The organism is Acrocarpospora pleiomorpha (assembly GCF_009687885.1).
In the GTDB taxonomy this organism is placed as follows: Bacteria; Actinomycetota; Actinomycetes; order Streptosporangiales; family Streptosporangiaceae; genus Acrocarpospora; species Acrocarpospora pleiomorpha.
This window is the reverse complement of sequence record NZ_BLAF01000052.1, coordinates 42,326-64,198: the sequence shown is the minus strand read 5'-3', so window position 1 is coordinate 64,198 and position 21,873 is coordinate 42,326. Positions and strand designations below refer to the sequence as shown.

The following is a 21,873-nucleotide window of genomic DNA, read 5'->3' as shown; positions in this document are numbered from 1 at the left end:
CATGCCCGTCGTCCTAGCCATGAACTTCCCCTGGGGCCGCTACCACGCCACCCCCTGGGGACGGTACGTGAACGAGGGAACCGTGGAGGTCCCGCCGTCCCCGTGGCGGTTGCTGCGCGCCCTGTACTCCACGTGGCAGTTGCGGGCACCGGAGTTGGAGGAGCACGTGGTGCGCTCGCTGCTGAGCGCGCTGGCGGTTCCGCCGTCCTACCTGATTCCGCCCTACCGAATCGCGCATTCCCGGCACTACTACCCCGACAGCAAACACCGCAGCGGATCATCCAGCACCGACAAGGCCGTCGACGCCTTCGCCGTCCTGGACGGCGACCAGACCATCTACGCCGTCTGGCCCGTCGATCTGGATCCCGAGCAGCGAGAAGCGCTCAGCCGGCTGGCCAAGTTGACCCCTTACATCGGTCGGGCCGACTCCACCTGCGAAGTCCAAGTCCTCGACCGGGTCCCTCAGGAGATCCGATACCCGTACGCTCAGCCGGTCGGCCTGGACGATGACGACCTGGGGCACGGCCACCAACCGGTGGAGGTTCTGTGCCCTGAACTGCCGCTCGACTTGGACGCGCTAATCCAACGTCCCGTCGACATCCGCGCCGCCAAACTGCTCTACCCCAAGAGCACAAAGAAGGTCACCTATTCGGTGCCCGCTCCCTCCGAACCGCTGCGGCCGGTCACCCACGTCGACTCGGTGGTCACCGTGGTACGGCTGACCATCAGCGGGATCCGGCAACCACGCCTGGCCCACACCGTCCCGCTCACGGACGCGCTACGCGGTGCGTGCATCAAGATCCTCACCCGGCAGGGCGGCGCGTTCGACAGCATGCTCGCTGGCAAGTCCGCCGACGGCAAACCGCTCACCGACAACCACCGTCACGCCCATTTCCTCCCCTACGACGCCGACCAGGACGGCCGCATCGACGAGATCATCGTCTGGACCCCCGGCGGCCTGACCGCTCAGGAGGTCGCCGTCCTGGACATCCTCGGCAGACGCAGCGTCGGCGTACCGGAAGGCGTGACCGGCCCACGTGACCTGCGTCTACTCCTCACCGCCTCCGGCGGCGACGACCTGCTACCCGAGGAGTGGGTCCGTCCCGCCCACCGCTGGCGCTCAGTCACCCCCTTCGTACCATCCCGCCACCACAAAAGCCGCCAGAACTACAACGAATTCGTCCACAACGAGGTCGCCCGCGAACTGACCTACCACGACAGATCACCTGACGGCCTGAGCATCCAAGCGAGCCTCAACCCCGCCTTCGTCGGATTCATCCGCCGCCGCTGGCGCGACAAAAAAGCCACCCAGTCAAGTATCGGACATGCCCTCGAACTGGAGTTCCCGCGACCGACCTCCGGCCCCATCACACTGGGCCACCTGTCCCACTTCGGCCTCGGCCTCTTCCGCACGTCCGATTGACCGCTCCAGACCGCCGCTACTTGACAACTGCAGACCACGAACGCCCTCAACCCCGTCGAAGCGCTTCTTGCAGGTAGATGCCTATCTGGGGACATGGGGGACACGGGGGACGCTCATAGAGCAGGCATCAGATCTAGCCGACTCGTGTACCTGGCCCTCACCGGCCGGTTGCCCCCAAACACGCCTTCCAAGTCTGCGGAACTCCGTACGCGCTGGTTCAAGGGGGCGTCCGAGCAGGGCATGAACGTGACAACGGACCCTGCTGAATGAGCCCGAACGTGGGTGAACTGAGACTCAAATTGAGACCCTCACGCTTGTGCTCACCTGGGCATCTGGTGGCATCTCGTGGCTGGTGAGGCCACAGGAAGGCTGTAACACTTCGGGGGTGAGGGCCTCCGGAGTGTTACAGCTACCAAATGTCCCTGGCCGCGAGGGCTACTCGATGAGCGAGTGGAGAGCGGCGGCAATGCCGATGCTGGCCGCCAGCGCTGCGGTCGGACCCCCGATCGCGTCGGCGGACGCTCCCGCGATGGTCGAGATGATCACGATAATCGCCCAGCGCTGAGGCAGTCGCTTCGGGGGGAGTCCGTCCGAATCCTTGTCATCGCGTCGTACGGTAGGCATGCGTCGTGCTCCTAGGTGAGATGGGTAGCTCGCGGCGTATCGAGTGGCCTCCGGTGGCATCCGGAGGCCACTCACCGCCTGGTCGAATCCACCTGGGTGGTCGCCAGGAACCATGGTGCGCGAGGTAAGCCAAGATCGCGAGCGGTAGGATGACGCACATTGACCCGCCCTCTCTTTGCTACCCACTGGGCGTATGTTTTGCCTGCTAGCCAGGGCGGGTCAAAGTGTTCAGGTCACAGTGCAGGAAGTGAGACTGTCTCGTCCCTAGGAGGCGACATGGATGCCGTAGATCCGTTACGGGTCGACCGCCGACTTGCACGCCTCGAACTCTTGGCGCGCAGGGTTCGTCCGGCTATCGAAGCGTTGGGAACACGGGGACGGTGGCCGGATGGCGTCCGGATACGGCGCCGGTTCATCTACCGAACTCCGCCCGCGGCGGATATTTACTCGGACCGTGCAGTGCCACCTCGTGAGCAGCGGCCACCAGCTACAAGACTGATAGCACCCAAGGGGATAACGCTAAGATTCTATCTTATTGCTCTATGTGAAGCTCAGATGCATACGCGTGTCGGCAGTCATCCAACAAATCACATGCGCCTACTTGGTGACGGAGAAGGAGATGGGTGGCTTAACCTAGTGGCATCTCCTGTCGAAACCCAATTGGGCGGACGGAATTATATAAGCGATCGAGACAAGCAATTGCGCTCGTTGCAAGGGGCATTGCGTGTCTTATCAGGCGAAGGAGTGCAGTTAGTCAGCCTTCCGGGCTTTAGTAAGCCTAAGAACAAGTACGAGAACTTCGAGCTGCTAGATGAAGGGGGCGCGAGGAGGGGGAGCCCAGAGCTTTACAAGGTGCCCCGTTCTAGTGAGGCGCACTTTGTGCTCCCCTGTGATTTCTTCAGATACGGCTGGATTCACGTGCTTGACGATAGTGAAATAACATTTCTGATGATGCTTACCTTCCTTCATGCCGATCTCCAGTTTGATGGCGAAGAGTTTGAATCCGATCACTACGTCTCTGTATCGAGTAGCGAGCGTCTCTTGCATTTCGGTATGAGCCGAGATGCCTATGAGGCTCATTGGACATTGCGTCGATTTGGCCTGATCGATATGAAACCTGGTAAGGGCCGCTTCCCGGATGGGCGTGTGCGGGGATTCGATCCATATCGCAACGCACCCCTGCATCGATTTCGTTTACTAGCACATGGCTTTGGGAGGCCAGCATTAGGGGTCGTACACTCCACGCTTTCAGCAATTCGTGCAGAGGGCGCACACTAATCTCATCTTTCCGTTCTAGCTTGCAGCCTGCGAGGCGAGGGATTGGGCAGCCCTCCACTGTCCAGTCCCTGTGGGGCGAGACAGCATCGCAGGTCTCCAGATCCTTCGGCACCGGGGGCAGTGGGATCGGTCACGACACAGGGACTTGGTCCCTCATGTTGCTGATCACGGGTTGCGGCCTCCGCTTACTGGTGGCAACTTCCGTTCGCCGAGCACGGTTTTCTCCGAAGAAGGCCGGAGCGGGACCCTTCAGTACGGGAGACCAAGTCCGTCGCGTTTAGAACGTATCGATGATCTCTTGTAGCCAGGAATCTAGGCCGCCAGGCTTTGCTGCAATTCCGTAAGACACTATTCGCTTGCTCTCGACGCGAAAGGTTCGGCCGTTTTGTTCCACCTCTTCGAGGTGATCTATTACGATATAGGAATCGACATTAGTTGTTACGATACCACTGATTAATTGTGGTTTGAGGGGATGAACTGTTGGGCCACCGCTTAGACCTGCTGGGGCGGGGATATTCATTTCTCCCGCGAAGTACTGATGGCCGGATGGGCTCCTGTAGCCAAAGAACCGCTGGAAGTGGCCCTTGAAGAGTCTCCCGGGTGGGAGCACAGTCGTTGATGCCACATCAGGATATCCGAACGCCAGAAAGTCTTGCCCTTCGGACAGTTCTGAGTTGATGCCCATGAAGTTTTGGTTTGGAATGTCATTCTCAAAGGCATCAACGAGCAGTACGGCTATGTCTGTAGTGGGGTGTCTCTCGGCCCGGATAACTGATCGCAGCTGCTTGTCGCCCGGTAGTAGAACGAATGCTTTGTTATCATCAGGCAGGCAATGAGCGGCGGTGAGGATGATATTGCGCTTGAGGTAGGCGGCGCAGCTCCCTCCGAATCGGAACGATTCTCCATTGGTGCCTACGTGGATAACCATTCCTGTGGCTAAGGAAATGTAGAGAGGCATTAGATCAGAATACATTAGGTGTGCGGGAGCATGTGCCGGGACGCTGGCGTTGCATGGCGAAGCGGAAGAGGGCTGCAACATTGAGCACAGCCGAGTTAGTTGGTGCGGGGACACTGGGGACGCGGGGGACAGGGACTCCCCCCGCCCTCGCGTCAAGCTTCTGCGTCACGCTGCTCGTCTGTAGGCGACTGCGACTGGTCGCCGTCCGACACATAGGTACCCTTCGCCGCCAAGGTGACGACAAGCCCACGGCGGCGCAGTACTTCAACGGCGCGCCGCGCGGTGCCGATGGATACGCCGTATTCCTCAGCCAAGGCACGCTCTCCTAGAAGGCGCGTGCCGGGCCGCAGGTCCCCAGCGGCGATCCGAGCGGCGATGTGGTCGGCCATGGCCGCGTAGACGTAGACCGCTCCCTGTGGATCGAACGGTGGGATGTCCTCCTCTTGCCCCATAGAAGCAACGTAGAGCGGCCCTGAACTGCATATATATCCGGGTAGCGGTCTACCGCTTCCCACCGCTATCTACCGCTCTACAAAGCGGTAGTCTGGATTCATGGACAGTGGCGACTCCCCCACGCCCCCTGAGGCCCTCGACTTCAGCGCTGTCCTCTTCGCGCTCAGGCGTGCGTACCGGGAAGCTGTGAAGGCCGTACAGGCTACGGCCGACGCGCACGAGGCATACGAGAGCGCGACTCGTCTTGCCGATGGTCTACGGGAGATGGCAGATGCCGCCGCACGGGTACGCGCGGCGACGGCAGCCCAGATCCAGAAGGCCGAAAAGCTGTCTCTTGCGGGTCTCGCCGAGCGACTCGGTGTGTCGAAAGCAAGGGCTGATCAACTACTCAGGGCAGCACGTAAGGGTTCTGACGGCGGTGTCCGGCAAAAGGATGACACTCCTTCAAGCTGACCGATCATCTCGGCTGGAAGTCGCTACTTGATCGCGTTAGCGCGCCAAAGCTTTCTCATAGCTGCCCCTACGCGGCCTACACATCCGAGTCCTTGGGAACAAGTGCCAGGCGCGGCTTACGGTGAGGGGGCACGCGTACGTCCTGGTCGGGTACGTCCTGGTCGGGCGGGCAAGACCCCTCCAACGACGTGTCCTTGGGAGGCCACTGGTCGAAGGTCGTGGCTCGGGTGCCCTTGTGCATCGTCTCGTAGGCGTAACCCCGGCAGCGCAGGACGCACAGCACATCGCAGGCCGTTTGCTTGGATAGGCCGTGTTCCCTCATCAGTTCCGGGATCGTGGCCACGCGAGCATGAGGGGCGATGTCTCCACGGCGGATCTTCCTCACCAGCGCGGCGGCGACGTGCACGACCTGCTCCGGTACGGGTGGGCGTACGGGTTCGGGCGGTGGGCCGGGGGCGCCGGCCACGTACCCGTGACCTGCGATCAGGCGGACAAGACCCTGTTCCCGCAACGCATGCTGAATCAGCAGCGCCGACCGAAGCGAGATCCCGTACGCGTCCATCAGGGTGGCAGTGGTGGGGATCGGAGTGCCTTCGGCGAGTTCACCGCTGGTGATCTGAGCCGCCAGCCTGCCCACGATCTGCTCACGGTGTGCGGCCTGCTTGCTCCGGCGTGGCCCTGTTCGCCGGAAGGGGGAGGCAAGGTGCGAGTCCTCGGCCTTCGCGTTGGGATGCATCTGCCCGGAGCGCTGACGCATGAGTTCGGTCCAGGTCATCCGCTTCACGCCCATGCCCAAATCGCTTTCGGGCGGTGGGGCCAGGTCGAACCAGACCGCGCGGGAGCCCTCCAACACGTACGCATGCCCCCACTCGGAGGCGATCTCCTCCACCAGCCGCAGCCCGAACCCGCTGCACCGCTGTTCAGGGTCGGCGACCACGTACGGCACACTGCGCGCCGACCCTTGATCGATCACCTGAACCTGAATGAACCCATCCACGTTGAAGACCTCCACCGTTATCCTCCCGTCCGGGTCACGCCCCGAATCCGAGTGGAGGATGGCGTTCGACACGAGCTCGGTCGTCAGCAGGAGTGCGTCATCGAGCCGGTCATTCGCCCAACCGGCGACCAGATTGTGAATGAACTTCCGCGCGCTGGAAGCCGCGCCGGTGTTGCCGGGAAGTTTGATGCTGCCCAGAAATCTGACGCTCGACGCTGCGGTAGCGGGGAGTTGTTCGATGACCTCATTCTTTGTCACGGGTCAAGCCTCCATCTCGATCAACGATCCGGTCAGTAGTCGCTTCGTTGATTTGGTTCTTGTCATCGGTCAGGACCTCGCTTCCTGCTCAGGGGTTCGTCATGTACATTGCGGCATCTCCATTAACTTCTGCTGGGTGGGTCGTTCAACGGTCGCGACGGTAGGTGATCGATCTCCCGCCGGGGGTGGTCGGGCCTCCTGTCAGCCAGGCGTTCAACTCGGGCATACAGGAGGCCCTCCCACGTCTTAGGACCGTAGGTGAGGCGCCACACCATCGACAGCATCACTTTGCGTCTGCTGGATGCAATTTCGTAACCATCGAAGGCAAGACCGCGTGCCTTCCGCTATTCCATTGGACCGTTAGGCAGGGAAGCCGTGCTCTATGAGTTCATCGAAGAGAAAGCTCTCGTCCGAGGGCCAGTAATATCCTTCAGTCGATATGGTGCCTACGTTCTTCCGAAAATACGCGTAGCCTTCGATGCGCAAGAGGCATAGTGCGCTCCAAGCGACTTGCCTGGATACGCCGTGCTCCTCCATCAACTGCTGTTGGGTCGCTACGCGCGAGCCTGGAGTGATCTGCCCCGACCGCATTCTTCTTGCCAGCACGGCTGCCACGTGCACGACTTGTTGTGAAGTCGTAGGCCGAGCCGGCCCGCTTCCTTTCTCCAACTCCTCTGGACCCGTATCGCCGCTCGCGGCAAGCTCACCCGGCGCCGCTGTGCCCTGCTCAAGCTCAGGCCAGGTCGATGACTCTCTAAGCGGGGCCAAGTTGGCCCAGACCGTGCGGCCACCCTCTCCGCAGTAGCAGTGCCCCCATTCGCTGGAAATCTTCTCCACCAAATGAAGCCCATACCCTTCCTCGCCAGGCTTGGAGATAAGGTAGGGCACGGTACGCGCGGATCCCTGGTCGACCACCTGGAGATGAAGAATCCCGGCTAATTCCGTAATCTGAAGCCTGATCTTCCCATCCGGATCCCAGCCCGAATCCGAGTGCCGCACCGCATTGGAAAACAATTCGGTCGCAAGTATTAGCATATCGTGTACTCGTTCGTCGGCCCGCTTCTCAAACACTTCGCGGACAAACGCTCGGGCTTTCGAAGTAGCGCTCGGCGTTCCGGGAAGCTCGATTGAACCCAACCTTACACAGGGGGGCTCGTCAGCATCCGAAGTCGCGGATGATTGGTCAATTCCCTCTGCCGTGGCCATAGAAGCCTTCCCTCCTGGTTAACGAATTCGTTTGCTTGTTCGGCTCTGCAAAGCTTTAAACCTCATGGAACTCACCCATGATGCGACGAAAGTAGGTGATCTCTCTAATGACCTCGTCCCGCAGCTTCGAGGCGGGCGGATCGTTGAAAACGGCCAGAGCCCTCAACGCCTTCTCCCACGAGATTCGTGATTCCTGGAAATGCTTCATGGCGAACTGCGCCCTTGCCATTCCGCACAGGCTGAGCGCCTGCGGCCAGCGGTCACCCTGCTCACGATGCACCGCTTCGGCCATGCGGTAGAGCTGCGATGCTTCCGCGTACATCTGGAGCTCTAGATGGACCTCTCCTGCTCCGTCCAGCGCCAGCGCTTCTCTGCTGCGGTTGCCAAGCTCGCGATGGATGGCGAAGGAGCGCTCAAAGGACTCCAGGGCATCCGGGTACTGCCAGGCCGCTCCCTGTACGCGGCCTAGTTCCAGCAGCCAGTAGCCCCGCCACATCGGGTTACCCGCAGCAGCGGCTATCTCCAGGGCGGCATCAATGCGAGCGCGCGCATCGGTCAAGTCGCCCCTGGAGCGCAGGGCGCGGCTGAGCAGGGCCAGCGCTCTTCCTTCTGAGGAACGATCTCCTTCGTCAGCGAAGACCTCCACCATCTCGGACAAGACCTGCGCCGCCTCCGCAGTCTGTCCAAGTTCGATCATTGCCTCCGCGCCGTTGGTGGCAGCCACGGCCGTCCACCGAGGCATTCCAAGATCCACGAAGATGTCAGTACTCTCGTCAAAGCGTGCGCACGCCGTGCGAAAACGGCGACGGCGTAACTCCAGCAGGCCCAGAGCGTTCAGGGACGATGCCTCACCAAATCGGTCGCCCCGTCGGCGGCGAATCTCCAGCGCAGTCAGGTGGCTGGCCTCGCCTTCCTCCAGCCGCCCCGTCTGCACGTACAGCTCGCCCAGGCTTTCCAATGCCAGCGCCTGACCGGCCCGGTCCCCGTCAGCTTCAGCGGAGGCGACGCCGATCTTGGCGACTTCCTCCCAGTCCTCATAGGCGTTCCACTGGGCATAGATGGCCCACAGCACACCCGCTAACCGCCAGACCAACCCGTGCAATCGCGCCTCTGAAGCGGCCCGGACCACCGAGACGATCGTGACACGTTCCTCCTGCCACCAGCGCAGTGCCTCCTCCGGCAGCTCGAAGGACTTAGGCGTGACCTCAGGCGGGTTGTCGCACTTCGGGTCCCAGGCGTCAGACGGCGCCAGCGTGAACTGCGCCCAGTCACAGGTGTGCAGATACCAGGACACCAGCCGGACCAGCGCCTCATCGTCGCCCGAAGTCCTCGCGTCACCGACGTGGCTGCGAAACGCCTCGTTGAGTCGGAACCGGCCTGGGGGCATGGTGCGCACAATCAGACCTGCTTGGGCCAGTGTCGTCAGCGCACGGCTAACCATTCCCGCCCGTACACCAGCCAGCGCGGCAGCAGTCTCCACCGCGAAGGCAACCCCTGGAAGCAGCGAAAACATCCGAAAGAGCTGACCAGTGAGGCCCGATGCTTGTCCTCGTTCGAGGTGGTTCCCGGATTCCATTTTGCTCCCCACTCACACCTAGGCACTCAGTCCCTCACAGGATGCGGGCCAATAACGGCCTATGGAAGGCCGTCGATAGTCCTTAAATCGGCCCTAGATTGGCCGTTAGAGAAGTGTGATCGTCGAGACAAGTCCCTAAGGCGGCCAATCAGGGGGTAAGGTGGCCGTGTGACTAGGGCAGGAGGGACACCCGATGCGTCGTTCGGCGGGTAACTCGCATCTCAAGGCGGCTCGTATGCACGCTGGCTACGGATCTCAGCAGGCGTTGGCCGACGCCCTCACGCGCGCGGCTCCAGCGTTGGGTCTCCCGCATGTGGAGGTTAGCGCCCGCCAGGTCCGCCGATGGGAATCGCCGGATCCACCCTGGCCCCACGTAGATAAGCAGCGTCTTTTGGTCCACGTACTCAGACTTCCGATTGAGCAGCTTGGTTTCACTCCACCTTGGGCGGACTCTCGGTCCTCAGATCAGGGCGTTCCTCCTATTTCTCAAACTCACGGTGGAGGTTCGGGTCTGCCGATTTCGCTGCCGACCACTGGATCACCAGTCCAGCCGGCCACCATCGGTGATGATTATGGGAGCATCACAAGGGCTTATCGGCGTCTTTACTGGAGTGTTCAGCCCAGCCAGCTACACGCCGCTGTAGCCGAACACACGCGTCTAGGCGCGCAGCTCCTGGCGGAAACGGTCGGACCAGCCCGCCTATTGCTTGCGACAGCGCTAGCGGAATCACTCCTTATGGCTGCCCGCATCGAATTTTTCGACCTACAGCAACCAGCAGAGTCGGACGTCACCCTAATTAGCGCATTGCAGGCGGCTGGAGAGGCTGATGACGCGCTTCTAGGCGCGGCAATTCTAGCTCATGCCGCATTCATTCCAGGGTGGGCGGGTCAACTTGAAGATGCGCTGGAAAGAATCAGGGCCGCCCGCACCTACGCGCGTCGAGGAAACGCTTCTGCTGACTTCCTGGCATGGCTGTACGCGGTAGAGGCGGAATGCGAAACACGATGCGGCCGTGCGCAACAGGCACTTACCGTCATAGGGCGTGCCGAAGATCTTCTAACAAGCGAAAATCAGCATTCGCCTGCTTGGTTCGACTGGTTCTCCGCCATGCGGCTCAACGCTTTCAAGGGGAACACACAACTACGGGCGGGCCACCTGCCCCAGGCGCGCCAGACCCTGGAAGGCGTGCTAGAAGGACTCCCTGTCGTGGACGTGAAGCAGCGCACCGTGGTTCTCGGGGACCTAGCTGCCGTAGAAGCGGCCGATCACAGCCCAGAAGCGGCGTGCCAACGCGCTCAAGAAGCGCTCGACCTTCTATCTGTGACGTGGTACGCGGCGGGTATGGACCGCATACGCAATGCGCGCAGGGCACTACAGCAATGGAATGACCTTGAATGCGTACAACGACTTGACGACCGCCTCTATGAGTGGCGGACGACGATCAACGCGCTACAGCATTGAGTTGAATTACGCGGTCGGGGAGCTCGGAAAGAGTGTCTATGCGAACCGTCGGTACCTCGTTCGAGTCGGGATCATCCCGCTGGATGACTCCCCATGGCCCTCGCCGAATCAATGCTGTTTGCAGGCCCATCCTTGCGGCAGGTCGAATGTCGTTATCCAGCCGATCCCCTACGTAGAGGATCTCCTGAGCAGCGCAGGGCGTATTCTTGGCCACCTGAGAAAAGAACTCCACATCTGGCTTGGAGACACCCCAATCATCTGATGTGGCAATCATATCGGCGGGGAGATTCAGCGCCCGCAGAATCTTCCCTGCCCGTATCGTTTGATTGCCAGCAATACCAACCCAAAGTCCATCCGCTCGTAGACGGCTGAGCGTAGGGCGAACATCGGGGTAGAGGTCATCTTCCCCGAACCATTCCGGTTGCCCTGCTGTCGCACGCTTTTCCCGCTCTTCGGCCAAGTCGAAGCCAGGGCGAAAAACTTGGAACGTCTCTCTGTAGTCACGGCCTTGCGCAATCACTGCGCCGAATACTGCGGAGAAGGTGTGACGTGGCACGTTCAGCCAATCGGCCCACGTACCGTACTCCCGTGTCTCGTCTACCAAGCACTCACCGACGTCGAATACCACTGCCCTAATCACGTCCAGCAGTTTACGACCCTTCGAGGTTCTTGTCGTCCAGAGCACGAGTTAGCGATCAGTGGATGGGGAGGCACTCCGGGTCAGCCAGGAGATCGGTGACGACCGCGGGCTGCATGATAACTCTCAACAACATGGCCGAGGTGGAACTCCCGGTTGAGCCGCTATGGTTCGGTGCGGCAACATCTGGAGCAGAGCGCAGCGCTGGAAGCGGAATGAGCCGACAACATCAGGCTACGCGGATGGCTAACTCGGGTAACCTGCGGCAACACCTGGGCGAGCACTCCAGCGCCCTTGACTTCTACAGAAAAACACTACAGATCTACGACGAACTCGGCGACCGTCGAAGCAAGTCCGAAATTCTCACCGAAACCGGCTTCTGTTATCTTCGCATGAACCGCGGCAGTGATGCTCTCATCCATTGTTAACGCGCAGGAACGCAGGGCGCGGCCAGTGCGGTCGGTAGTTGGTCACAGCTCATCAGTAGATATCTCTGCTGTCAGCGTAATGGTGACTTCTTCGTAATGGTCTACCACGGATGCATGGAGGCGTACACCCCGCTCGTGTTTTATGCCGTTTGGCCAGGGTTCCGCGCTTATGGCCTCTCGCCAAGCCTCGAAGTCCCTCTGTCGTTGGATAGGATCGACAGCCTCGCAGTGCCCGGTGAGAATGGATTCGGACTGAGCGCTTGAAATCCTCCATGCGATTATCGGAAGCTTCTCGTTGGCCACGCGTGCTAGAAGTTGCCCAAGAACTTTGACCGCTTGCTGCTGCCTGTGGAGCTGCTCCGAAACAATGTCATCCATTCTTATCTGCCCCGTTGTCGATAGTCTGCGGCTTGCTAGGAAATACGCTTATTTGGGAGGGTGATTGGCTCCTCCCCGTGCTCATAGTCATACATACCTGCCAAAGCAGGGCGAAATGCCTCTAGGTGTGCGCGCCAACTATCGCAGAGAGCAGCGCGAGCCGTTGAATCTGTCTGAAGAAGGAATTGCAGGTGGCGAAGCCCGTGCATGAGAACATCGATGTAGCGAGGAATAGGCGCCTCTGTAGCTTCTACTGAGATCGGTTTTCCGACTACATCGGGTAGCGCTGGGCTGATCGGTTTGGCGTTTGGCCAGTCGTCCCGAGCGAATTCCGAGCAGCCGATAACGGCGACATAGGTGAGGACAACCGCACCTTCATCCGCTCGCCATGAGGTCGAGTGCAGAAGTTTTACATCCAAATGCGTGTTATTCGCTGCCAGCAAATCTGTGACGGCCGTATGAGGATCGCTGTCTTGCATGACAGCGTCGGAACGCCACGCATCCTCCCCGCTTACCAGCCATAGGCCAACTGGGTCGGCCGAAACAGGCCAGACTTCGACTACTACCTCTGTCTGCTTGCTCACTTGGCCTCCTCTGTCGCAGCGCCCTGCTTCTCGTCGGCGCTCTTGGCCGTCTTTATTAGCTGGGCAGCACGTGCTTTGGATACTCCGATGCGGTCGGCTAGGCCGGCCAGCGACATCTGTTCTTCCTTGAAAAGGCGAGCCGCTGAGTGTGCACGCAATTCTGCGGAAGCTTCAAAGAGTCGTCTGACTGCTTCGACAAGTTCTGTCGCCCCCTCATATGCCCGATTGGGATCGACTTCGGCGTCGATCCCAGCCACAGCAGCATCAAAAGCACGTTCGAGGTCGGCAAGTGTGTTGCGGGCTCTCTCGCCCGAGCCTTGCCGTGTCATGTCAGCCAGGGTACGTGCTGCGTCCAGGGGGGGCTAGACACGCGCAGCGTGTCGTGTAGGGGTCCCTTGACGATCGTGTAGGGGGGGCTGTACGGTCGATCGTGTAGTCCCCCCTACACGACATCGACCATAGGAGCCCGCGATGATCCCCACACAGCCGCGCCGCCTGTTCCCGCTCTTGCTGCTGGCCCTGGTGGCCCTCTACGTCCTGTTCGTCATCAAGGAGCCCACGAAGGCGGCTCACCTCACGACCAACGTCGTGAGCGGGATCGCCGCTGCCGCCGAGTCGCTGACCGCGTTCCTCGGAGCTCTCGGCTGACCCACCGAAGTGCCGGAACGACCCGATCCGCCAAGACACAGGCCGTTCCGGCTCTCCTCGCAACCCAATCGCTGAGCAAACAAGGAGTGCCATCATCATGGCAAACGTTCGCATTTCCGTCTCTACCAACGCGGTCAGGGTTCACCCCTCTGTGCTGTCACCCGCGCAGCGCCCTGCCGCCTTCCGCCTCGACGGCGAGCCCTTCGAGGTCGAGTGCGCGTACGACCCCGAATGCCACACCGCCCCCGCTGCTATCGAGACCGCGGAAGCACAGGCCGCCCGGGAAGCTGTGGCAATCAAGGTGTGCGAGTCCTGCCCGGCGCGCCAGTTCTGCTTTGGCTACGCCTTGGAGATCCGCCCTGATACGGGTGTCTGGGCGGGCATGACCGCCGAGGAGATCGACGACTTGGCCTACGTCCTGGGAACCTTCAACCTCGACCAGAACGGCCCCGCCGCCTGGGTGGAGGTGGCCTGATGAGTCAGATGGCCACCGATCACCAGCCGCAGACCGGTCCACGCCCGCTGACGGAGGGGGAACGGACCGCAGCCGTCGTCACCGCCACCGCCGTGGCCTTGCTGGGACTGCTTGGGTTCGTCATCAGCTTCGACACGGTGGCAGAGGCCGCAGAGCCGTCCTTCCACGGGCTGTCGTTCATGCTGCCGCTCGGGGTAGATCTCGGCATCGCCGTGTTCTCCTCGCTGGACATCGTCCTTGCCCGGCTGGACATGCGCGTGCGCTGGCTGCGCTCCATCCCTTGGACGCTGACGGCCGCGACCGTCTACCTCAACCTGGACAGTCAGCCCGAGCTGTTCGGCAAGGTCGCTCATGCGGTGCTGCCGCTGCTGTGGGTGGTGGCCGTCGAAGTCGGCGCGCATGTCATGCGCAAGCGTGCCGGGCTGGCCGACTCTACCCGCATGGAGCGCATTCGCCCCTCGCGGTGGCTGCTGGCCCTGCCATCCACCTTCACACTTTGGCGGCGCATGGTGCTGTGGGAGATCCGCTCTTACCCCGGCGCGCTCGCTCGTGAGCGTGACCGCATCCTGGCCAAGACCGAACTTCAGGACCGCTACGGGACGTGGTGGAAGTTCAAGGCCACCCGCCGCGAGCGTGCCCTGTATCGGCTCGGGGAACTCGCCCCCGAGGGAACAGTTTCCGAGTGGCCTCCGGCGTCGGAACGTCCGGTGCTGCCGTCCGCCGCGCCGACCCTCGCCCCCGCCGGCAGGAGCAGGCCGAGCCGTAAGGCCAACTCGCGGACGGCCCACCACCGCAGGACCGCATCGGCCCTTGTGGACGACCTGATGCCGCTGGGGTGGCGAATCGCTGCCGACCATGAGTCGTCCGGTGTCACGTTGACCCGTGACCGGCTGCGGGACGCGGTCCGCGTCACTGGCCAATCCATTTCGACTGACCGCGCCGGGGCGCTGCTCGCCCGTCTGCGGACCGAAGCCCCGCCCCATGAGTCGGCATGGCGGGACATCCGCCCCCGGCGTGCTGAGTCCGCCGGACCGACCATCGGCCCTGAGCCGGACGGACCGCATGGCCCGACCGGCGACAACAGCCCCGCCGACCGCCCGGACGAGGCGCGGTCCGACCGCGTGTCTTCCCCGATCGATCCCGTACGGAACTCGGCCCTGCCCGCCAAGACAACGGCCGAGTCTCGCACGCCCGCCCGCTCGAACACGTACGAGGTGCGCACATCATGACCTACGCGCCGACCGAACTGAATGGTCAAGCCCCAGACCGGCGAGGGGTGGCCGACACCGCCCAGCCGGGGCCGATGGGCCTTCTCTCAACCGATGAGGCGCAGCAGCGCCCCGACAGCGCTCATGCCGCCTCAGCACCCTTGAGCGACACCAGGCGGACTGCGCGAGACACCGCCTACGAGATCGACCTGGACGAGGTGCCGCCCGAGGATGACGGGACGCCCGCTCCAGTGGACCTCCCCGATTCGGCGGTTCCGCTGCCCGAGCCGATGGGCGCTCGGCATCCGATCATTCCCAATGGCCTGCGCTGGCGGAACCTGCCCGGCACGGTACGCGTAACGGCGGGCCGCTGGGCATACGTGGCGGCCTTTCACACCGTTCGAGCGCCTTGGTACGCGATGCTCGCCGCCGTGTGGGCCATCGTCGGGGTGTTCCGGCTGGCGGGTCGGCAACTGCGCTGGTGGTGGGTAAACGAGCAATACGGGCTACTTCAGCAGGCCGCATCCGACAACGACCCCGCGATGTGGCTCAAGCTGCACCGAGAGGGCAAAGCAACCCGCCGGTGGCGCGGTGTTGCCCTTTTCGGCCAGACCTTCGCCCTGACCTTCGCCGTGCTCGCAGTCGCCGGTCTGCCCGTGAGGTGGCAGGTGGGCATTGGCGCGGTGCTGGTGCCGGTGCTCGCCCGCTATGGCCGTCCTGCCGGACGTCCGATCATCCCGGCTGCCATGGTGACCACCCGGTACCGCAGGCTGAACAGCGACATCGTGCTACGCGCCTACTACGCCGCCGGGCTCGGCCATCCCGACAGGCCACACCAGCAGATCAAGTTCGGCTCGCAGATGGCCCGAGACGCGGGCGGGACCGGCTCTGAGGTGCTGATCGATCTGCCATACGGCAAGACCTTCGACGACGCGGTGAAGGCACGTGGTGCCATCGCCTCTGGCCTGGACGTCACCGAGCAGCAGGTCTACCTGACCCGAGACACCACCTCCAACCGTCGCCACAAGCTGTTCGTCGCCGACCGTGACCCGCTGGCAATCCCGGCGGGCCGTACTCCACTGCTGGACGGCAAGCCGCGCAACATCTGGCAGCCCGCCACGTTCGGTCTGGACGAGCGCGGACGCAAGGTCACTCTCCTGCTGCTGTGGATCTCGATTCTGGTCGGTGCACAACCACGTAAGGGCAAGACCTTCGCCGCCCGGCTGCTGGCCCTCTACGCGGCGATGGACCCGTACGTGACGCTGACTGTCGTCGACGGCAAGGACTCGCCCGACTGGCGCAAGTTCGCCCTGGTCGCCCACCGCATCGTCTTCGGCACAGTGCCCAACCGGGACGGCGACCCCGTGGAAATGCTGCTCGACGCGCTGAGGGAGATCAAGGCGCACATTCAGCAGGTCAACCAGTTCCTTTCCGACCTGCCCGTGACCGAGTGCCCCGAGGGCAAGCTGACCGAAGAACTGTCGCGCAAGTACCCCAACCTGCGGGTCTGGTTGTTGGTGATGGAAGAGTTCCAGGTCTATTACGAACTGGACGACCAGGAGAAGAACAAGGAGGTTGCCGCGCTCCTGTCGTTCATCATGGCGGTCGGGCCATCCTCTGGCGTCATCATCATCTCCAGTTCGCAGAAGCCGTCCGGGGTGGGCGCCGGGGACGTGCAGCGGCTGTTCAGCCGCTACCGCGACAACCACGCCGTGCGGTTCGCGCTCAAGTGCGGCAACCGGAACGTCTCGGAAGCCGTCTTGGGCGGTGACGCCTACAGCGAAGGGTTCGACGCCTCCTCGCTGCCGGTGGGCAAGCAATACCGGGGGGTCGGATACCTGTACGGGGCATCGGATGAGACTCCGTGCGTGCGCACGTATCTGGCCGACGCGGAAGACGCTGAGAAGATCCTCACAACCGCCCGAGCTCTGCGCGAGCGCGCCGGGACGCTGACCGGCTACGCGGCCGGACAGAACGTGGTCCGCGAGGTGCGCGATGTGCTGGCCGACGTGCTCACAGTCTTCCAGGGCGAGACCGGCCTGTCCTGGACACTGCTCGCCGCCCGGCTGGCCGACCGCATCCCCGAGCACTACGCCGACCTGACCCCGGACGCCATCTCGGCTCAGCTTCGAGGGCTGGGAGTGCCCAGCGTGGACATCAAGCGGGACGGCAAGGCACTCAAGGGCGCCAAGAAGGCTTCCATCACCGCCGCCATCAACCGTCGCCAGGCCAGCGCCGAGTAACTGAGCCGCGCCCAGCGGAGACCTGCCACCAGGAGTCCGCTGGGTCGCGGACCACCCGCGACCAGTCGCGGCGGCGCGACCTGCCCCGCGACCGCTGAAACAACCTCTGACCAGCCCGAACACCCGCAGGTCGCGGGTAGCGGGCTCGGCCGGCCATGCCCGAGAACCCGTCTCAGGAGCCCTGTCATGACCTATCCGACCGCGACCGCGACCATCATCCCCGCGTCCCCGCCACCCCTTGCGTTCCAGTCGACCGTACTCGCCTGGCTGATCCTGGGAGCTCTGGCGTGGGCGCTCTTCTACACAGTTGCGTGCATCGTTGCCCCGTTCTCCCAATGCCGCGACTGCGGCGGCATTGGCAAGACCCTGTACGGCTTCCGCCGCAGGCCCCGGCCCTGCCGCCTATGCGCCTGCACGGGTCTGCGCCTGCGCTGGGGCCGCCGCCTGTGGAACTACCTGCATCGCCTGCACCGAGAAGGCGCGCGGTGAACCCCCCAACCTCCGCCGCCCGCACGGAGACCGCCTGACCGGCGGCTCACCGATCTTCGTACCAACCCAACCTCAACGGGGGAACTCAGCATGACTCCATCAACCCTGCGCTACGCCCTGGCCGCCGCCGCCCGGGGCTGGCACGTCTTTCCGCTCACACCACTCGACAAGCCGCCGCTCAAAGGCTTGTCGAACTGGGAACGCAAGGCCACCACCGACCCCGAGGCCATCAAGCGCATCTGGGCGCGACAGCCGTACAACATCGGCATTGCGTGCGGACCGTCCAGGCTCGTGGTCATCGACCTGGACGTGCCCAAACCCGGAGAGGTGCCCCCGGCACGTTGGAGACTGCCCGGCGTCACTGACGGGGCAGACGTGTTGGCCGTGCTCTGCGAAGAGTACGGACAGCCGTTGCCCTTCGACACCTTCACCGTCCGAACCCGCAAGGGTGGCCTTCACCTGTACTTCCAGGCCCCAGAGGGGCCACCGCTGGGCAACACCAGCGGTGCCAGGGGCAGCGGGTTGGGATGGTTGATCGACACCCGTGCATGCGGCGGCTACGTGGTCGGCCCCGGTAGCCATGTCAGCCTGCCCGATGGCATCGGCAGCTATGACGTGGTGTGCACACCTACCCCGGCGCCTCTGCCGGGATGGCTGGCCAAACGGCTATGCCCCACGCCGCTCCCACCGCAACGGCTGGTCTCGGTGCCGCTCAGCGCACGCTGCCAACGCAGCTTGTACCTGCGGGCTGCGATCGTCGGCGAACTGGAGCGCGTGACTTCGTCGCCGCCCCACGGCCACAACATCGCGCTCTACCGTGCTTCGGTCGCGCTCGGGCAACTCGTCGCCGGGGGAGCGCTAGGCGATGCCGAGGTGCGCGGTTGGTTGGCCGAGGCCGCCGTCCAGGTAGGTCAGCCCTACGGCGAGGCACAACGCACCATCACGTCTGGCCTGCGGGCCGGTGCCAAGCGCCCCCGGAGGGTGGCCGCGTGAACGCCCCGCCAAGTCACCGTCTGCGGTTGGTCTCCGGAGACACACCCGGCGATGCGCGCGAGGTTGAGCAGGCCGCGCCGCTGCGTACCGCGTGGACGGCTTTGGATCTCATGGCGATGATCTTCCCCGAACCTCGCTGGGCGGTCCCTGGCCTCCTCGCCGAGGGAGTGAGCCTGTTCGCCGGACCTCCCAAGGTCGGTAAGTCCTGGCTCTCGCTGGGGCTCGGGCTGGCCGTGGCCGCTGGTAGCAAGGCGCTGGGAGCGATCGACGTACAGCCCGGCCCCGTGCTCTACCTCGCCCTTGAGGACACTCCGCGTCGTCTCCAATCCCGCATGCGAAAGATCCTTGGCGGTCAGCCCGCACCCGAGGGGCTTACGTTGGCCACCTCATGCCCCACGCTTTCTCAGGGCGGGGATGAGTCCATAGGCCGATGGATGGAGCGCAACCCGACCGCGCGCATGGTCATCATCGACGTGTTCGCCAAGATCCGCGGGACCACGCCGCCGGGGCTGTCGGCCTATGACGCCGACTACCACGCCATGAGCCAAGTCAAGCGACTGGCTGACACGTACGGCGTCGCCGTGGTGCTGGTACATCACGTCCGCAAGATGGGCTCGGACGACTTCCTCAACGAGGTGTCCGGCACCAATGGTCTGGCGGGTGCGGCAGACGCCACTCTCGTCCTCAAACGGCCACGTGGGCAGGCAGACGGCGTTCTCCATGTCACTGGGCGCGATGTGGATGAGTCCGAGTACGCCTTGTCCTTCGACCCCAACGCAGGTGCGTGGCATCTGCTCGACGGCGCGCCCGAGGATCACGCCCTGAGCGACACCCGCGCGGCCATCCTGCGCCACGTCCGCCAGCACCCCGACAGCCCGCCCAAGGTGATCGCCGAGGGGACCGGACTCGGCTACGACAACGTCAAGAAGACCTGCCAGCGCATGGCCAGCGACGGCCAGCTCCGTGTGGATGCCGCCGGACGCTACCGGCTCCCGGGGACAGAGTCCGCCGGAAGAGTCCCCGCTGTCCCCAGCGTCCCCGCATACGGCTTGACCAGCATCAATGCGACCGATCACGAGGGACACCTAAGCCAGCACGGTGTCCCCGCTGTCCCTGGTGAGGAGCGCCAGCCATCATGACCACCTCAGCGCCGGACAGAGTCCGGCTCGATGACACCCAGCTCTACAGGGTGACCGACGCCATGTGTCTGCTGCGCATGAGCCGAACCGTCATCTATGACCAGATCCGCACCGGGCGCCTGCGTTCGGTCAAGCAGGGCCGCGCCCGCCTGATCACCGCTAACGGCATCCGCGAATACATCGCCCTACTGGAGAAGGAAGCGGAGGACGCTGCCTGATGACCAAGCGACGCAGCAGAGGAGACGGCGGACTCCACTGGGACGACAAGCGCCAACGCTGGATAGCCACCGCCAGTCTCGGCTTCGCCCCGGACGGCAAGCGCATCGTCAAGCGGGGAAGCGGCAAGACCAAGACCGAGGCCAAGAACAAACTCAAGGAAGTACTCAGAGACTACGAGGATGGGCTGGCCATCGCCCCGGCTGACTACACCGTGGAACGTGCGGTGAACGACTGGCTGGCCTACGGCCTCAATGGACGCGACAAAGGTACGCTAACCGCCTGCACGATCCTGAGTAGGACCCACATCATCCCTGCTCTGGGTGCGCGGAAGCTCCGCGATCTCAGCGCGGAAGACGTGGACAAATGGCTTGCCGACAAGGCAAAGTCGCTCAGCACGCGCACTTTGCAGGGGCTTCACTCGTGTTTGAACCGCGCAATCAAACGCGCCATGGCGCGGGACAAAGTGAAGCGGAACGTCGTGGCGCTCTGCTCGATCCCAAAGGGAAAGCCAGGCCGTCCGTCGAAGGCGCTGACGTTTGCTCAGGCAGAGGCCGTACTTAGGGCCGCTGAGGGCTCCCGGATGCACGCTTACGTCGTGCTGTCCCTGCTCACGGGGGCGCGCACCGAGGAACTCAGAGCGTTGACCTGGGATCACGTTGACCTGGAAGGGGAGCCAGACGCCAACCCGCCCGTACCGCCGCACGTGGCCGTGTGGCGCTCCGTGAGGGCAGGAGGTGACACCAAGACGCGGAAGTCCCGTCGGACGCTCGCTCTGCCCACGCGCTGTGTGGACGTGCTCCAGCAGCAGAAGGAACAGCAAGATAAGGAGCGGGGAGCGGCGGGGAAGAACTGGAAGGAGAACGGCCTAGTATTCGCATCCAAGGTCGGTACGGCGCTTGATCCCTCCCACGTCCGGCGCGACTTCCGCAATGCCATCAAGGACGCCGAGGGGGTAGATCCGGCAGACTGGACGCCCCGAGAGCTGCGGCACAGCTTCGTCTCTCTCCTTTCGGATAACGGCATCCCGCTGGAAGAGATCTCACGACTTGTCGGCCACAGTAGTACAGCCGTGACGGAAGCCGTCTATCGCAAGCAGATTCGCCCGGTCCTTCAGGGTGGAGCCATAGCTATGGATCAGATCTTTCTACAACAGAAGGAGGTTCGTGATCCCTGACATGGGGACGTGCTGCCGATTACACAAGCAACCGCAAGAACAACTCGAGGAGACATGAACGTCTTAAACTTCACGAGCTTAGAGACCAACTGCCTGCACCTCTTTCCAAGGCTACGGAGTTCCGGAACCAGCAATAGGCACATAGCAGCAGCGGCCCCCGTCAGCGGAAGCCACGGACTCGAACCGAGACTCCCCCCTGTCAGGGATCACGAACGAAGACAATTCTATGACCTTGGCGGTGACCCGCGACACATGTAGACAGCAGCGCGATGCCCTGTCCAGGGAGGGTTAGTCACTCAGTTAGTCACGCACATAAGCCAAGAAGGCCGGTTCGAATGATCGAACCGGCCTCTGAGCTGGTACTTCTGGGTCGGGGTGGCGGGATTTGAACCCACGGCCTCTTCGTCCCGAACGAAGCGCGCTGCCAAGCTGCGCTACACCCCGGTGCGAGGGCCTTTGAGTGCCCTGCGCCTCGGCAAGTCTAGCGGACTTTGGGGATGCTCGCTTCACCCTTAACGGGCGGGTCGGGCGGGGACCAGGGTGAGGAGGGTGGCTTCGGGGGGGCAGGCG

At 63.1% G+C, this 21,873-nt stretch carries 23 protein-coding genes and 1 tRNA gene; 13 read left to right on the top strand and 11 right to left on the bottom strand.

What is annotated here, in order from left to right:
- Nucleotide 1 precedes the first annotated feature (1 nt).
- Entirely contained in the window at nt 2-1,423 is a 1,422-nt protein-coding gene (csb2, locus tag Aple_RS36520) for a type I-G CRISPR-associated protein Csb2 (RefSeq protein WP_155349315.1), read from the top strand.
- 435 nt (nt 1,424-1,858) lie between these two features.
- Here the strand turns inward: csb2 and Aple_RS36515 are convergent, their stop codons facing one another.
- On the bottom strand, nt 1,859-2,047 hold the full coding sequence (locus Aple_RS36515) for a hypothetical protein (RefSeq protein WP_155349314.1): 189 nt from the start codon (nt 2,045-2,047) through the stop codon (nt 1,859-1,861).
- Nucleotides 2,048-2,683: 636 nt separating this feature from the next.
- On the opposite strand from Aple_RS36515, the gene Aple_RS36510 reads away from it, so the two are divergent.
- Nucleotides 2,684-3,325: a hypothetical protein gene (locus Aple_RS36510; RefSeq protein ID WP_155349313.1), complete on the top strand. Its 642-nt coding sequence runs from the start codon at nt 2,684-2,686 to the stop codon at nt 3,323-3,325.
- A gap of 277 nt (nt 3,326-3,602) precedes the next feature.
- On the opposite strand, the gene Aple_RS36505 is transcribed toward Aple_RS36510, so the two are convergent.
- The 5 genes from Aple_RS36505 to Aple_RS36480 form a co-directional block, all read right to left on the bottom strand.
- The gene (locus Aple_RS36505) at nt 3,603-4,283 is read right to left on the bottom strand and encodes a trypsin-like peptidase domain-containing protein (RefSeq protein ID WP_170321843.1); all 681 of its coding nucleotides are present in this window, start codon (nt 4,281-4,283) and stop codon (nt 3,603-3,605) included.
- Between the two features lie 152 nt (nt 4,284-4,435).
- Nucleotides 4,436-4,735 (bottom strand): winged helix-turn-helix domain-containing protein, encoded by a 300-nt coding sequence (locus Aple_RS36500; protein ID WP_155349311.1) that lies wholly within the window; start codon nt 4,733-4,735, stop codon nt 4,436-4,438.
- 530 nt (nt 4,736-5,265) lie between these two features.
- On the bottom strand, nt 5,266-6,444 hold the full coding sequence (locus tag Aple_RS36490) for an ATP-binding protein (protein WP_155349309.1): 1,179 nt from the start codon (nt 6,442-6,444) through the stop codon (nt 5,266-5,268).
- Nucleotides 6,445-6,804: 360 nt separating this feature from the next.
- Nucleotides 6,805-7,650 carry an ATP-binding protein gene (locus Aple_RS36485; protein WP_155349308.1) on the bottom strand — a complete coding sequence of 282 codons (846 nt, stop codon included), beginning with the start codon at nt 7,648-7,650 and terminating at the stop codon, nt 6,805-6,807.
- A gap of 55 nt (nt 7,651-7,705) precedes the next feature.
- A complete protein-coding gene (locus Aple_RS36480) occupies nt 7,706-9,163 on the bottom strand; it encodes a tetratricopeptide repeat protein (protein ID WP_170321842.1) in 1,458 nt (485 codons plus the stop codon).
- A 256-nt stretch (nt 9,164-9,419) separates the two neighbouring features.
- Here Aple_RS36480 and Aple_RS56745 point away from each other — a divergent pair, with 256 nt between their 5' ends.
- The gene (locus Aple_RS56745; protein ID WP_155349306.1) at nt 9,420-10,688 is read left to right on the top strand and encodes an NsdA family TPR-like regulatory protein; all 1,269 of its coding nucleotides are present in this window, start codon (nt 9,420-9,422) and stop codon (nt 10,686-10,688) included.
- Here the strand turns inward: Aple_RS56745 and Aple_RS36470 are convergent.
- The gene (locus tag Aple_RS36470; protein ID WP_155349305.1) at nt 10,669-11,328 is read right to left on the bottom strand and encodes an HAD family hydrolase; all 660 of its coding nucleotides are present in this window, start codon (nt 11,326-11,328) and stop codon (nt 10,669-10,671) included. The genes Aple_RS56745 and Aple_RS36470 overlap by 20 nt on opposite strands.
- Before the next feature lie 95 nt (nt 11,329-11,423).
- Between Aple_RS36470 and Aple_RS36465 the strand changes: the two genes are divergently transcribed.
- Nucleotides 11,424-11,753 carry a tetratricopeptide repeat protein gene (locus Aple_RS36465; protein ID WP_218038679.1) on the top strand — a complete coding sequence of 110 codons (330 nt, stop codon included), beginning with the start codon at nt 11,424-11,426 and terminating at the stop codon, nt 11,751-11,753.
- A gap of 42 nt (nt 11,754-11,795) precedes the next feature.
- Here the strand turns inward: Aple_RS36465 and Aple_RS36460 are convergent, their stop codons facing one another.
- From Aple_RS36460 to Aple_RS36450, 3 genes are read right to left on the bottom strand one after another with little or no spacing between them, the layout of a single operon-like run.
- Nucleotides 11,796-12,131 carry a hypothetical protein gene (locus Aple_RS36460; protein ID WP_155349303.1) on the bottom strand — a complete coding sequence of 112 codons (336 nt, stop codon included), beginning with the start codon at nt 12,129-12,131 and terminating at the stop codon, nt 11,796-11,798.
- 35 nt (nt 12,132-12,166) lie between these two features.
- The gene (locus Aple_RS36455; RefSeq protein WP_155349302.1) at nt 12,167-12,715 is read right to left on the bottom strand and encodes a hypothetical protein; all 549 of its coding nucleotides are present in this window, start codon (nt 12,713-12,715) and stop codon (nt 12,167-12,169) included.
- Nucleotides 12,712-13,044: a hypothetical protein gene (locus Aple_RS36450; RefSeq protein WP_155349301.1), complete on the bottom strand. Its 333-nt coding sequence runs from the start codon at nt 13,042-13,044 to the stop codon at nt 12,712-12,714. The genes Aple_RS36455 and Aple_RS36450 overlap by 4 nt, the downstream gene beginning before the upstream one ends.
- Nucleotides 13,045-13,186: 142 nt before the next feature.
- Between Aple_RS36450 and Aple_RS36445 the strand changes: the two genes are divergently transcribed.
- From Aple_RS36445 to Aple_RS54965, 9 genes are all read left to right on the top strand, one after another.
- Nucleotides 13,187-13,363 carry a hypothetical protein gene (locus Aple_RS36445; RefSeq protein ID WP_155349300.1) on the top strand — a complete coding sequence of 59 codons (177 nt, stop codon included), beginning with the start codon at nt 13,187-13,189 and terminating at the stop codon, nt 13,361-13,363.
- 97 nt (nt 13,364-13,460) lie between these two features.
- Complete coding sequence (locus Aple_RS36440; RefSeq protein ID WP_155349299.1) at nt 13,461-13,838, top strand: WhiB family transcriptional regulator; 378 nt, start codon at nt 13,461-13,463, stop codon at nt 13,836-13,838.
- Nucleotides 13,838-15,067: a DUF2637 domain-containing protein gene (locus tag Aple_RS36435; protein WP_155349298.1), complete on the top strand. Its 1,230-nt coding sequence runs from the start codon at nt 13,838-13,840 to the stop codon at nt 15,065-15,067. The genes Aple_RS36440 and Aple_RS36435 overlap by 1 nt, the downstream gene beginning before the upstream one ends.
- Nucleotides 15,064-17,289: a cell division protein FtsK gene (locus Aple_RS36430; RefSeq protein WP_155349297.1), complete on the top strand. Its 2,226-nt coding sequence runs from the start codon at nt 15,064-15,066 to the stop codon at nt 17,287-17,289. Before Aple_RS36435 ends, Aple_RS36430 begins: the two co-directional genes overlap by 4 nt.
- Nucleotides 17,290-17,475: 186 nt before the next feature.
- Nucleotides 17,476-17,778, top strand: a complete 303-nt coding sequence (locus Aple_RS36425; RefSeq protein ID WP_218038678.1) for a hypothetical protein — start codon at nt 17,476-17,478, stop codon at nt 17,776-17,778.
- Between the two features lie 90 nt (nt 17,779-17,868).
- Complete coding sequence (locus Aple_RS36420) at nt 17,869-18,771, top strand: bifunctional DNA primase/polymerase (RefSeq protein WP_155349296.1); 903 nt, start codon at nt 17,869-17,871, stop codon at nt 18,769-18,771.
- Entirely contained in the window at nt 18,768-19,910 is a 1,143-nt protein-coding gene (locus Aple_RS36415; protein WP_155349295.1) for an AAA family ATPase, read from the top strand. The genes Aple_RS36420 and Aple_RS36415 overlap by 4 nt, the downstream gene beginning before the upstream one ends.
- Nucleotides 19,907-20,128, top strand: coding sequence for a helix-turn-helix domain-containing protein (locus Aple_RS36410; RefSeq protein ID WP_155349294.1), 222 nt, complete (start codon nt 19,907-19,909; stop codon nt 20,126-20,128). Before Aple_RS36415 ends, Aple_RS36410 begins: the two co-directional genes overlap by 4 nt.
- On the top strand, nt 20,128-21,303 hold the full coding sequence (locus Aple_RS54965; protein ID WP_155349293.1) for a tyrosine-type recombinase/integrase: 1,176 nt from the start codon (nt 20,128-20,130) through the stop codon (nt 21,301-21,303). Before Aple_RS36410 ends, Aple_RS54965 begins: the two co-directional genes overlap by 1 nt.
- 370 nt (nt 21,304-21,673) lie before the next feature.
- On the opposite strand, the gene Aple_RS36400 is transcribed toward Aple_RS54965, so the two are convergent.
- Nucleotides 21,674-21,747, bottom strand: a tRNA-Pro gene (locus Aple_RS36400).
- Nucleotides 21,748-21,873 lie beyond the last annotated feature (126 nt).

Bases quoted from the DNA above. Each gene is read 5' to 3' on its own strand.
- Aple_RS36500 (WP_155349311.1), bottom strand. From the start codon at position 4,735: ATGGGGCAAGAGGAGGACATCCCACCGTTCGATCCACAGGGAGCGGTC.
- Aple_RS36430 (WP_155349297.1), top strand. From the start codon at position 15,064: ATGACCTACGCGCCGACCGAACTGAATGGTCAAGCCCCAGACCGGCGA.
- Aple_RS36445 (WP_155349300.1), top strand. From the start codon at position 13,187: ATGATCCCCACACAGCCGCGCCGCCTGTTCCCGCTCTTGCTGCTGGCC.
- Aple_RS36460 (WP_155349303.1), bottom strand. From the start codon at position 12,131: ATGGATGACATTGTTTCGGAGCAGCTCCACAGGCAGCAGCAAGCGGTC.
- Aple_RS54965 (WP_155349293.1), top strand. From the start codon at position 20,128: ATGACCAAGCGACGCAGCAGAGGAGACGGCGGACTCCACTGGGACGAC.
- csb2 (WP_155349315.1), top strand. From the start codon at position 2: ATGCCCGTCGTCCTAGCCATGAACTTCCCCTGGGGCCGCTACCACGCC.
- Aple_RS36440 (WP_155349299.1), top strand. From the start codon at position 13,461: ATGGCAAACGTTCGCATTTCCGTCTCTACCAACGCGGTCAGGGTTCAC.
- Aple_RS56745 (WP_155349306.1), top strand. From the start codon at position 9,420: ATGCGTCGTTCGGCGGGTAACTCGCATCTCAAGGCGGCTCGTATGCAC.
- Aple_RS36410 (WP_155349294.1), top strand. From the start codon at position 19,907: ATGACCACCTCAGCGCCGGACAGAGTCCGGCTCGATGACACCCAGCTC.
- Aple_RS36425 (WP_218038678.1), top strand. From the start codon at position 17,476: ATGACCTATCCGACCGCGACCGCGACCATCATCCCCGCGTCCCCGCCA.
- Aple_RS36505 (WP_170321843.1), bottom strand. From the start codon at position 4,283: ATGCCTCTCTACATTTCCTTAGCCACAGGAATGGTTATCCACGTAGGC.
- Aple_RS36420 (WP_155349296.1), top strand. From the start codon at position 17,869: ATGACTCCATCAACCCTGCGCTACGCCCTGGCCGCCGCCGCCCGGGGC.
- Aple_RS36435 (WP_155349298.1), top strand. From the start codon at position 13,838: ATGAGTCAGATGGCCACCGATCACCAGCCGCAGACCGGTCCACGCCCG.
- Aple_RS36485 (WP_155349308.1), bottom strand. From the start codon at position 7,650: ATGGCCACGGCAGAGGGAATTGACCAATCATCCGCGACTTCGGATGCT.
- Aple_RS36450 (WP_155349301.1), bottom strand. From the start codon at position 13,044: ATGACACGGCAAGGCTCGGGCGAGAGAGCCCGCAACACACTTGCCGAC.
- Aple_RS36515 (WP_155349314.1), bottom strand. From the start codon at position 2,047: ATGCCTACCGTACGACGCGATGACAAGGATTCGGACGGACTCCCCCCG.
- Aple_RS36480 (WP_170321842.1), bottom strand. From the start codon at position 9,163: ATGTTTTCGCTGCTTCCAGGGGTTGCCTTCGCGGTGGAGACTGCTGCC.